Source organism: SAR324 cluster bacterium, assembly GCA_015232315.1.
Taxonomy (GTDB): domain Bacteria; phylum SAR324; class SAR324; order SAR324; family NAC60-12; genus JADFZZ01.
In genome coordinates this window covers 91,787-103,100 of record JADFZZ010000014.1, presented here as the reverse complement: position 1 = coordinate 103,100, position 11,314 = coordinate 91,787, and the positions used below count along the sequence as shown (strand labels likewise).

General features: G+C 47.4%; 9 protein-coding genes. 6 read left to right on the top strand and 3 right to left on the bottom strand.

Annotated features, from left to right (window positions below; translation table 11 throughout):
* The first annotated feature begins 488 nt into the window (after positions 1-488).
* The 3 genes from HQM11_11420 to HQM11_11410 are packed head-to-tail and all read left to right on the top strand — an operon-like array spanning position 489 to position 2,874.
* Positions 489-1,727: an aspartate aminotransferase family protein gene (locus tag HQM11_11420; GenBank protein ID MBF0351634.1), complete on the top strand. Its 1,239-nt coding sequence runs from the start codon at positions 489-491 to the stop codon at positions 1,725-1,727.
* Positions 1,727-2,581 (top strand): histidinol-phosphatase, encoded by an 855-nt coding sequence (locus HQM11_11415; protein MBF0351633.1) that lies wholly within the window; start codon positions 1,727-1,729, stop codon positions 2,579-2,581. The genes HQM11_11420 and HQM11_11415 overlap by 1 nt, the downstream gene beginning before the upstream one ends.
* Before the next feature lie 59 nt (positions 2,582-2,640).
* A complete protein-coding gene (locus HQM11_11410; GenBank protein ID MBF0351632.1) occupies positions 2,641-2,874 on the top strand; it encodes a hypothetical protein in 234 nt (77 codons plus the stop codon).
* On the opposite strand, the gene HQM11_11405 is transcribed toward HQM11_11410, so the two are convergent.
* Together HQM11_11405 and ftsW are read right to left on the bottom strand one after the other, a co-directional pair.
* The gene (locus tag HQM11_11405; GenBank protein MBF0351631.1) at positions 2,842-5,901 is read right to left on the bottom strand and encodes an ankyrin repeat domain-containing protein; all 3,060 of its coding nucleotides are present in this window, start codon (positions 5,899-5,901) and stop codon (positions 2,842-2,844) included. The genes HQM11_11410 and HQM11_11405 overlap by 33 nt on opposite strands.
* A 20-nt stretch (positions 5,902-5,921) precedes the next feature.
* Positions 5,922-7,061 carry a putative lipid II flippase FtsW gene (gene ftsW, locus HQM11_11400; GenBank protein ID MBF0351630.1) on the bottom strand — a complete coding sequence of 380 codons (1,140 nt, stop codon included), beginning with the start codon at positions 7,059-7,061 and terminating at the stop codon, positions 5,922-5,924.
* A gap of 54 nt (positions 7,062-7,115) precedes the next feature.
* On the opposite strand from ftsW, the gene HQM11_11395 reads away from it, so the two are divergent.
* The 3 genes from HQM11_11395 (at position 7,116) to HQM11_11385 (ending at position 10,987) form a co-directional block, all read left to right on the top strand.
* Positions 7,116-8,261, top strand: coding sequence for a hypothetical protein (locus HQM11_11395; GenBank protein ID MBF0351629.1), 1,146 nt, complete (start codon positions 7,116-7,118; stop codon positions 8,259-8,261).
* A gap of 644 nt (positions 8,262-8,905) precedes the next feature.
* The gene (locus HQM11_11390; protein MBF0351628.1) at positions 8,906-10,024 is read left to right on the top strand and encodes a branched-chain amino acid ABC transporter substrate-binding protein; all 1,119 of its coding nucleotides are present in this window, start codon (positions 8,906-8,908) and stop codon (positions 10,022-10,024) included.
* Positions 10,025-10,084: 60 nt separating this feature from the next.
* Positions 10,085-10,987, top strand: coding sequence for a branched-chain amino acid ABC transporter permease LivH (locus HQM11_11385; protein ID MBF0351627.1), 903 nt, complete (start codon positions 10,085-10,087; stop codon positions 10,985-10,987).
* On the opposite strand, the gene HQM11_11380 is transcribed toward HQM11_11385, so the two are convergent.
* Complete coding sequence (locus HQM11_11380; protein MBF0351626.1) at positions 10,988-11,299, bottom strand: hypothetical protein; 312 nt, start codon at positions 11,297-11,299, stop codon at positions 10,988-10,990. It lies immediately after the preceding gene.
* Positions 11,300-11,314: the final 15 nt, after the last annotated feature.

The window sequence follows — 11,314 nt, the reverse complement described above, 5'->3', positions numbered from 1 at the left end:
CAGCTACTAACCAAGGTAATGCTTCAATACAAGGGATTTTCATACGTCCTCCTGGGGTGAATGGCGCTCAGAAAATTTTTATGCCAAATCAACACAACTCAACAGATGTTTTTTTCGAAAACCCAAGCAAGTATAACAGATGTTTAGATCCTTCGCCGTTGGCTCAGTATGACAATCAGCGTGTTTAATTTATGCCGTGCATGGATCATACATCGTGAAACCGTGAGGTGCAACCTGTGATTTTAAGGCAATGAAAGTCTTTCAATCCTGATTAGTTTTTGTGACTGAACCTTCGGGACCTTTCATTTTCCAGGTTACAGGTTGTTCTCTCGACGCCGAAAGTCGTTCACTGAGGGTGCTGCTCACTAAAATCCATTTTTACGTCTTCATGTTTTAAAATTGAGAATTGCGGGAGTGCGGGTATAGTTCCGGTCTCACACGTTTTAACGTCAGTATTTCATTATGTTTCTTGTTATTGGAGTCTCGATATGTCTCTGGAAACGCCGTCTTCATCAATGACTCATGATCTGGTTGCCAAGGGAGAAAAATATTATCTTCCGGTTTATTCTCCCCAAAAATTTATTTTAAGCCATGGCCGTGGCTCACGGTTGTGGGACACAGATGGCCGGGAATATATTGATATGAGTGCCGGCATTTCAGTCAACAGCCTGGGACATCAACACCCGGAACTGGTAGCGGCTTTCAAGGAACAAGGCGAAAAACTATGGCATATCAGCAATCTGTATTATTCTGAACCGGCCATTCGTCTCGCCGAAGAACTGGTATCCCTGTCTTTTGCGGAGCGTGTCTTTTTTGCCAATTCAGGCGCTGAAGCCAATGAAGCCGCCATCAAGATTGCCAGAAAATACGCCAGTGCTCATTTTGCGGAAGACAAGCGTGAAATCATCACTTTTCAGGGATCGTTTCATGGCAGAACAATCACCACTGTGAGCGCGACGGCCCAGCCTAAATATCAAAAAGGATTCGCTCCGTTGACAGGCGGTTTTGTGTATTGCAACCTCAATGACCGTAACGCTGTCGATCAGGCGATTTCAGAAAAAACCTGCGCTGTGCTGATTGAACCCATCCAGGGCGAAGGCGGAATCAATATCTCCGATTTACAGTTTCTTGAGCATCTCCGCCAGTTGTGTGATCAATACAAGGCACTGCTGATTTTTGACGAAATCCAGTGCGGCATGGGACGGACCGGGAAGCTGTTCGCCTATGAATGGACAACCGTGATTCCAGACATCATGACACTGGCCAAAGCACTGGGTGGTGGTTTGCCACTGGGCGCAGTGTTGACCACCAACCAGTTTGCCAGCGTATTTTCTCCGGGCGATCACGGTTCCACTTTTGGCGGAAATCCGGTGATGTGCGCTGTCGCGAGAGCGGCCCTGAAGGTGATCAATTCTCGGGAAACTCTGAAAAATGTAGAAAAACAGGGAGCAACCCTGAAAGCAAGACTTCAAGAAATGAATAAAAAATATGACATGTTCAGTGAAATTCGTGGACAGGGGTTGATTGTCGGCGCAGAACTCAAGGGTCGTTTCCTCAATCACGCGCCTGAGATCAATCACGCCTGTCATCAGCAGGGCGTGATGATTCTTCAGGCCGGAAAGAATGTGCTCCGATTTTTGCCACCGCTCAATATTTCTGATGAAGAACTCAATACCGGACTGGAACGAATGGAACAGGCCTTTTCAACCTTGAATTTCCAGGAATAATGCTGGTTTCTCTTCATGGCGGGCACAGTGGTTCCTATTGTGATCATGCTCACGGAACGCTAAGTGACCTGGTTGCGCAAGCGGTTGAGCGTGGATTTTCGCATTATGGGCTTACGGAACACATGCCCAGATCCGGATTTCTGTATGAGGAAGAGCAACAGGCCGGACGCACCTCTGAAAAACTACACGAGATGTTTTCGTCCTATGTGACAGAAGCCCGATTTCTGCAGGCAAACCAGCAATCACGCATCCATCTGCTGGTGGGAATGGAAATTGAAGTGATCGATTCCAACTGGGATGAAATCCGCCGCTTGCGAACACAATACCACCTGGATTTTCTGGTGGGCTCCATTCATTTTGTTTCAGGGATACCGATTGACTATCGGGAGTCTGATATTTCACTTCTGGAGCAGAGTCTCGGTGGCACTTCGGAGGTGTTCAAAGCCTACTATGAAACTCAATATCAGATGTTCCGGGAAATTCACCCTGAAATTATTGGACATTTTGATCTGATTCGACTGTTTCGCCCTGACTTTGAAATGCCGGAATCTGTTTGGAAACTGATTCGCAGAAATATCCATTATGCCATTGCCTACGGCGCGTTATTTGATGTCAATGCCCGTGCTTTTAAAAAAGGCTTTGGGGAACCTTATCCTGAACAGCGAATCCTGCAAATCATTCTGGAGCATGGAGGCCGTTTGACGGCGGGTGATGATTCTCATGCGCCACAGGAAGTGGGACTTGGCTTTGACACCCTGTTTTTGTTTTTGAAAAAGATGGGAATCCATTCCCTCCATGGGCTGGAAAAATCCCACAACGGAATTTTAACTGAGTTTAAATGGGAATTGCCATGAAAACACACCCTGTTGAGGAACAGGAATACACCAAAGTTCATGGAGAAGACATGACACCAATGATTTGCCTGACGCCTTATGCCAGGGATGCGCCCATCCTGATTTCTCCAGAGACATATCAGCAACTTGTTCTAAGAAATCAGAAAGGCTGGAGTTTCAGCGACAGTAGCGAAGAATGCCTGGCAAAATTGCATTATCTCCGCCAGGGATTCAGTGAAGGAAAACTGGATAAGCCTACTTTTGAGATGCGGGAAAAAAAGCTAATTCTTTCCTGGTGGACTCGTGACCTGTGACGACTCCGTAGAAGTTAACACCTCAACAATGTCCGGAAAACCAGCCTGTTCAGCCAGTGTGATCGCCGTATTGCCCTGATCATCACGTTGCCGGACCAGTTTTTTTACCTGAACAAGAACCTTGACCACATTGATATGCCCTCGCATTGCCGCTACCATTAACGGGGTTTTCCCTGAAGGATCTCCTTTTTCCGGATTGATGCCACTCTGCATTAAATACTCGACTACCGTGGCATGTCCATTGAGCGCCGCCAGCATCAAGGCCGTCTGTCCATTATGATTCGCATGATGAATATTCGCTGTTTTCAGGATCAGTTTTTTTACCACCTCCAGATGTCCATTAAACGCGGCAAGCAGTAATGGCGTTTCGCCTGAATCACTTTGAGCTTCAATATCAGCATTGGCTCCGGTCAGGAGTTCCACAATATCCGCAAATCCATGAGATGCGGCCACCATCAACGCTGTCTGGCGAAACATCAATTCCCGGGCTTCAATGGTGGCATTATTTTCTACAAGCACTTTAACGCTTTGAAAATGTCCATTCATGGTGGCAATGATAAGCGGAGTCCCCCCCCGGCCATTGCGGTCAAACGTATTCATATTGATATCCGCGTTTTTCTCGAGCAACATTTTTATGGAAAGCGTGTGACCATTTTTAGCGGCAAGACCCAAAGCGGTATAATCCTGATCATTTTTAAGATCTACCATTGCATTAAAATCCAGCAACAATTGCACGATCTCAGCATAACCATTTTCACTTGCAATCATAAGCGGTGTCAGATTTTCAGAGTTTCTCAGATCCACCTGGGCATGGTTGCGTAACAGCAGTCTCACAATCGGACTATACCCTCTGAGAGAAGCGATGGTCAGTGGTGTGTTCCCCTGTGTGCCGCGAATATTGACATTGGCATTGTAGCCGATCAGTAAACGGGCAATATTTTCAGCCCCCAGGGAAATGGCAATGGTCAACGCACTCTGACCCTGCAGGTTCACGATGTCGGGTTTAGCCTTGTTTTCAAGAAGCAACCGGACTGTTTCCATATAACCGCCCTTGACCGCAAGAATAAGGGAGGTATCACCTTGGTCATTGACATAATCCGGCATGGCTTTTTGTTTGAGTAGCAGGCTTGCGATTTTGGTATAGCCACGTTCTGCCGCAAACAGAAGATTGATATCCACATTGGCGCCATGTTCAATCAACACTTTGACCGTGTCATTATTTTCCCGAAGGCAGGCTTCCATCAGCGCTGTTTTGCCATAACGATCCCGGGCTGTCACCTGAGCCCCCTGATTGATCAGCAGCGTCACCGTTTCTTTATGCCCCTTGATAGACGCCCAGATGAGCGGGGTGACTCCATTCAGTCCACGATTATTCACATCAGCTCCATGTTGTAGCAAAAGCGCCACTGTTTCGGTATGTCCTTTTGCGGCGGCCCAGACCAACGCATCCCAGTCATCATTATCTCTCAAATGAATCTGAGCCCCATTGTCCAGAAGAAACTTGAGCGTCTGTGAATGACCTGAACCTGCGGCCAGCATGAGGGCTGTCCAGCCATTTGCTCCACGAGCATTGACCTTAGCCCCATTTTGAACCAGCAGTTCCACGGTTTCTTTTTTTCCATTATTGCTGGCAACCATCAATGGTGTCCAACCACGGGAATCGGCTTCATTGAGATCTGTTTTTCGCTCAATAAAAAGTCGAACCACATCGGTATAGCCGCCTTCCGCGGCGAACATCAGATTTTTTTTGGTATCCGCGTCTTTGGAAATCAAAAACTGGACAACCTTGAATTGTGATTGCTCCATGGCCCAGATCGTTGGCGATTTTCCATATTGGTCGGTGGCATTCACATTGGCACCACTTGAAATCAGTTTAATCACTGTTTTCAGGTGCCCATTGGTGCTTGCGTAAATCAGGGGGGTTTTGCCCTCGTTGTCTCTGGTTTCAATATCCTTGATCTGTGGCAACAATGCTTCCAGCACGCCATACAATCCTTGAGCAGAGGCCAGAATAAGTGCATCTCTGCCATAAGAATCCTTGATCAGCGGATCCGCGCCGCTTTGAATGAGCAACACAGCCACCTCAGGAAAATTTTCCTGAATAGCAGACAACAAAGCTGTCATTTTCTGACTGCTTTGAGCATTGATCCGGGAATTATGTGCCAGCAATAGTTTGATGACGTCCAGATGCCCATATTGGGAGGCAACCATCAGCGGAGTTCGTTCAAACTCTTTTTCGTTCAGATTTACATCCGCGCCATGTTCGATCAACAACTGAACGGTGGAAGCATAGCCAAAGCGGGCGGCCCACATGAGCGCATGGAATCCCTTCGGGGTCTGCTGGAGAGGATTCGCATGAGCCTCCAGCAAAACCTGAACGGTATCTGAATGTCCGAAATGCGAGGCCCACATCAAGGCGTCCATACCCCGGTTGTCCCGGGTGTGAACATGACTACCCTGTTGCAATAACTGACTTACGGTGTCCGCATGACCTTCTGTCGACGCATAAATCAGCGGAGTCCAGCCATTTTGATCCTGAGCGTGAATATTGGCTTTATGTTCAATAAGGAGTTGGACAATATCGGTGTGACCATCCCGTGCAGACCACATCAACGCGGAGATTCCTTCGGGAGAGGCGTCATTGACGGCGGCATGGTATCTTAACAGGAGTTTCACCGCATCCATTTGGCCAAGACGACAGGCCAGCATGAGTGGTGTGATCCGTTCAAATTCGTTTTTCCCTTTTACGTTCACATTCATGCCCTGTTTCAGTAGTAACTCCAGGGCCTCAGTGCTGGTACGGATCGCCAGCATTATGGCCGTCCAGTCATCCTTGTCCTTCACGACACTCATGAAATTATTCAGGAAATACTGATTGACCTGGGGTGCGTCCTCAGCCTTGATCTGTGGAGGGTCCTGGGCGAAGGCCGAGGATAAAAAACAGAGCATTCCAGAAAGTAGCATCACGGCACTGTGCTTTTTGCTACAAGAAATATCTGGAACAGGAAACCTGAACGAAACACTCATGAAAAACACCACACATGAAGTTAGGTTTTGTTGGCCACAGGCTTGCTGTCTGAATGACGCATGGCGCTGACATTCAGGAGTAATCCTGTGGTGAACATGGTCGACAGGAGGGAGGTTCCCCCGAAACTGACAAAGGGCAGAGGCAGTCCCTTGGTTGGCAGGAGACCTGTCACAACCCCAAGATTGAACATGGTTTGCAGCGCAATCAGGGTTGTCGCGCCAAAAGCCAGAAATTTCGGAAAAAATTCCCGGGTTTTCCAGGCGATAAAATATCCCCGCCAAATAAAAACCATAAACAGCAATATCAGCAGACACCCGCCAAGAAAACCAAATTCTTCCCCCAGAATCGCAAAAATAAAATCTGTATGTGCGTCAGGCAGAAAAAAAAGTTTCTGACGACTCTCACCCAGTCCGCGTCCAAACCAGCCACCTGTTCCAAGCGCAATGAAGGACTGGATAATCTGAAATCCTGAATCCAGCGGATCTTCCCAGGGGTTCAGGAACGCCAGCAGTCGTTTGACACGGTAGGAATGGGTTGCGATCAGAATGCCCCCGAGTAGCGATACGCCAAATAAACTGCCCAGAATATGCGATTTTCTTGCCCCTCCGGCATAAATCATGAACAGCACTGTCAGAGAAAGCAACATGACCGTTCCAAAATCAGGCTGTAGTAGCACCAGTAGCAAAAAAACACCTGTTACCAGGAAATTAGGTGTCAGTCCCCGGAGAAATAGAGAAAGTACTTCTTGTTTTCTTTCCAGATAAGACGCTACATAAAAGATCAGAGTGATTTTCAACAGTTCGGAAGGCTGGATCCCTAATCCCCTCAGGCGTATCCACCGTCTGCCGCCCTTGACTTCATGGCCGATACCAGGAATCAGAACCATGATGAGCATGAGCAACACCAGTAGCATCAGCCAGGGGAGATTTTTTTTCCAGAAAGAAATGGGCACCAGCAATGCCGCAATCATTCCCAGACAGCCGATGAAAACATGAATGAGCTGATTCTGTAAAAAATGGTAACTGTTATGAAAGCGGAGTTCCGCATACACAGCACTGGTGCTATAGATCATCACGGTTCCCCACAAAATGAGAATCATGCTGACAAACATTAAAAACGGATCATACTGCGAAAGTTTGGGAACAGATGGTTTGAACATGGGCAAGTCAATCAGAATAAGAATATCCCGGTATTTTTCATTGAGACAGGTTGTATGACACAGCAACACAGTGATCTGCGTAATATTTTATCCATGAACGCAATTCCCGGTGTTTCCCTGGAAAAAGATTTATGGTTTGAAGAATTGCAACAACGAGCACTGGAAATCATTCATGACTCGACTGAAACTTCAGACAAAAATAGCAATCTGGCACCTGCCAGGAATTTATCAGAACGAAAATCTGCTGAACCGTTGCAACGGTTTCACTTAAGTAAAGAAAACAATGAGCATGTCAAGGCCTTAAAAAAGAATCCGAGGCATTGGTCTCATCGTCTCAAACTGGTCCAGAACGTCCTTGAACAGACACCACCATTGTTAATCGCACGAGAATGTCTGATGCAATCCAGCGTGATTGCGGTGACAGGTTGTCTGCATCCGGAGGTCCTAACCGCGATCATCCGAAGTTACCAGTTATACCTCAAACGACTCCGTCAGGAACTGGTGCTGTATTCCCGTGAAAATAATGACTCCGGTACAGTCATCCAGAACCGCATGGAAGTGGTGGACAATTTGTGGCGCCTTGCGGAAAAACTGTCAGGCGTTCCGCGCTCACACGAAGGTCTTTATATCTCTGATATAAGAGTTTCTCGGGAATCCGCCCAAAAAGTGCGGGCATGGATGGCAGACTCGCAAACACCTGTATTGAGAAATCATAAAGCCATGCTCCCCGTCCTTTTCAGAGCGCTGGATTTGTTCCGGATGATTCCAATGCTGCACCAGTTCAGCATCGACATCATCCGCCAGTTGAAACAGACCTGGCCAGACTCACTGCTGCCTTACATTTCTCATGGCCGGATCCATATGACCATGGTGCATGTGCTGTCGCTTCAGCACACCCAACGATCAAAGCAGCTTCAATCCAGAATGGACAAGGAATTCAGGGCCTGCATCTCCGCCTATGGGCAGGCAAAAAAAATGGCTGAAACCTATGATCTGAACCAGGGAGTGCGTCTTTTGCTGAGAGAATACGCCACGGTGGCCTTGCAGGCCTGGCATTTGAAACATCGTCTGGGAATTCCACCGGGCGTGGTTGGCAATCTGCTGGTCGTGGCGCAAAAAGATATGGAACGGCTCCAATCGACCGAATACCGTGATCTGGAACTCAAAGCCAAACTTCAGGCTGCATTGATTGATCTTTAGGAACGCTCAAACAATAAGTTATAAACTTTTCCGTATCATGCTGTGACTCCCCAATGTCATCAACTTAGGAATCGCACAGAAATAACTTACCCATTTGCCTCCAACCAGCCAAAGCACAGCTATGGAGAGGAAGATTTATAGTTGGGAATGTTATTGATGAGCGATTCCTAAGCATTCTGAATGGTGCTGTGTTTCAATTCCCCCTTGGTTCAAGGGGTTTGGGGGATGTAATTCTGAGCGTTAAATCCCCCATGCCCCCTTTGAAAAGGGGGATTCCCCGGCGAAGAACGCATTAAGTTGACGACTTTGTGTGACTCTCGGGCCGAAAACGGTAGCATCGGGTTACGTCCCGATGCCTTTCCACTGCTTGTCGCACTCCCCGGGACGTAATCCGTGACCCCATTCCCGGTAGATTCTTTTCCGCTTTTCGCCTAATCCTTCGAATTTATAAAAGTTATCGGTTTACATTGATAGCCCGCATGGTTTTATCCCTGATTAAAAACTTGCGTTTCCTGAATAATCATCATTAAAAACACGAACGATTTTATCGTTTTAGCCGACCTGTTTCACGAACATTCGAGGGCAGGTCCTGTTGAATTAATTGTATTCAATTTGTAGGGAGAAACATGATGATTGGAAGCGTAATGAAAAAATGGCTGGTGACCATGCTCGGAATAACCCTGATGTCCGCACTGGTCTGGGCACAAACTCCTTTGAAAATCGGAGTTGTCGGGCCTTACAGCGGCGATCTCGCCGGTTATGGGATTCCTGTAAAAAACGCGGCGATTCTGGCGGTTGAAAACATCAATGCGGCTGGTGGTGTGAATGGTCAGAAAATTGAGTTGGTGATGGAAGATGACGTGTGTGAACCCAACACCGCGATCAATGCCGCAAAAAAAATGGTGTCGGAAAAAGTAGTCGCTGTGATTGGTCATTTGTGCAGTGGCGCGACAGAGGCGGCTCTGCCGACCTATAAAGAATCCGGAATTATACTTGTTTCAGCGGCATCCACCAACCCTTCCCTGACGTTGGATGGAAAATATCCCAACTTTTTCCGGACCATTGCTCATGATGCGGCTCAGGCTAATTTGCAGGTTGATTTTGCGGTCAATACACTGAAAGTCAAACAAGCGATTGTCCTGCATGATAAAGGCGCTTATGGAAAAGGGCTTGCGGAACTGGTCAAAGCGGGACTCGAAGCAAAAAAAGTAAAAATTGAAATGTTTGAAGGCGTGACACCAGGGGCTGTGGATTATTCTGCACTGGTGGCTAAAATTAAAGCCACCTTCAAAACAAAGAGCAAAGGTGTGGCCATCTTTTTTGGCGGATATCACCCTGAAGCCTCCAAAATTGTATCGGAAGCCCGAAAGAAAAAAATCAATGCGCCTTTCATTTCCGGAGATGGCGTGAAAGATCCTTCTTTCCTTAAAATCGCTGGTGAAGACGCTCTCGGATATTATGCATCCGCACCAACAGACACCTCACAAATCAAAATGGCAGGGGATGTCAGCGGTCTGTATAAATCAAAATTCAGTGCTGATCCAGGGACTTTCACGCTTCAGGGATATGCGGCGCTTCAGGCGTTAGTCAATGCTATCCGGAAAACCGGGGGGCAGGACTATAATGCGTTGGTCAAAGCGTTGAAATCGGAAGAAGTGGAAACTCCGCTTGGGAAAATCAGGTTTGATGACCATGGAGACATCATTGGTGCTGGATTTGCCATGTATCAGGTAGCTCCCGCGTTTGTTCCTGTCCAAAATTGAGCCATCACCGGGGCCTGGTCACAGGTCCCATTCCTTCCTCTTGTTTTAATATCCGGTCGCATGGAATATTTCCTTGATTTGTTTATTGCCGGACTCATCAAAGGCAGTATCTACGCCTTGATCGCTCTGGGATACACCATGGTTTACGGTGTGCTGGGACTGATCAATTTCGCGCATGGTGAAATCTACATGATTGGTGCTTTCACTGGATTGGTAGCGTCAGGGGTTTTGATCACTATGGAACTCAATGCCTGGGCTGTGTTTGCCCTGGTATTGGTTTTTGCCGCTGTGTATGCGGGAGCCTACGGTTACACCATGGAAAAAATCGCCTATCAGCCACTTCGACATGCCCCCAGGCTATCTCCACTGATCAGTGCGATCGGAATGTCCATTTTTTTACAGAATTATGTACTGCTGGCTCAAGGACCGGAATTTCAGGCATACCCATCGCTGGTGCCGGAAATGCCATTCCTTGAGCAATGGTCAGAATTTATTCAGCCATCTGATCTGATGATCCTCTTCATGACGGTTCTGGTCATGATCCTGCTGAGTGTTCTGACCAGGCACACCCGGATGGGAATGGCGATGCGAGCTATTTCCCAGGACAAGAAAATGGCAATGTTGCTGGGTGTAGACCTGGATAAAACGATCTCGTTCACTTTTATTTTAGGTTCCATGCTGGCGGCGATTGGCGGCGTTCTGGTGGCTACCAGAGTGGGGCAAATCAACTTCTATATCGGGTTTATTGCTGGAATCAAAGCGTTCACTGCGGCGGTTCTGGGGGGGATCGGCAATATTCCGGGGGCTGTGCTGGGAGGACTGATTCTTGGATGGACTGAAAGTTTTGCCGCGGGTTATATTTCCAGCGACTACGAAGACGTTTTCGCCTTCGCCTTGCTGGTCATCATCCTGATTTTTAAACCCGCAGGCCTGCTCGGGCGAGAAACCCGGGAAAAAGTTTGATCAGGAAGTTACTGAATTTTGAGAACCCAACACCTCATTTATTGTGAGCGGAGTCCAGGTACTGCCAATTTTTTTCTGTTGTTCAGTGAGTACAGTTTGTTTGATTTTCGGCGCAAGGTTTCGGGTTGTTTTGGAAATGATCTGATCGATGGTATTTTCCAACTTCCCGCTCTGTATGGTTTGCCTCAACAGGACCATGCGGTTTTCCAATAATATATCCTCAATTTGAGGCAACACCCGACTCATTGTCTGGGTTACTGCCTTATCAATCTCTTCCTGAACGCCACTTAAAATTTCCTCAATGGTTGCCATAATCCTCCTTGATTC

Coding starts and splice junctions, on each gene's coding strand:
- HQM11_11420 (MBF0351634.1), top strand. CDS start 489: ATGTCTCTGGAAACGCCGTCTTCATCAATGACTCATGATCTGGTTGCC.
- HQM11_11415 (MBF0351633.1), top strand. CDS start 1,727: ATGCTGGTTTCTCTTCATGGCGGGCACAGTGGTTCCTATTGTGATCAT.
- HQM11_11410 (MBF0351632.1), top strand. CDS start 2,641: ATGATTTGCCTGACGCCTTATGCCAGGGATGCGCCCATCCTGATTTCT.
- HQM11_11405 (MBF0351631.1), bottom strand. CDS start 5,901: ATGAGTGTTTCGTTCAGGTTTCCTGTTCCAGATATTTCTTGTAGCAAA.
- ftsW (MBF0351630.1), bottom strand. CDS start 7,061: ATGTTCAAACCATCTGTTCCCAAACTTTCGCAGTATGATCCGTTTTTA.
- HQM11_11395 (MBF0351629.1), top strand. CDS start 7,116: ATGACACAGCAACACAGTGATCTGCGTAATATTTTATCCATGAACGCA.
- HQM11_11390 (MBF0351628.1), top strand. CDS start 8,906: ATGAAAAAATGGCTGGTGACCATGCTCGGAATAACCCTGATGTCCGCA.
- HQM11_11385 (MBF0351627.1), top strand. CDS start 10,085: ATGGAATATTTCCTTGATTTGTTTATTGCCGGACTCATCAAAGGCAGT.
- HQM11_11380 (MBF0351626.1), bottom strand. CDS start 11,299: ATGGCAACCATTGAGGAAATTTTAAGTGGCGTTCAGGAAGAGATTGAT.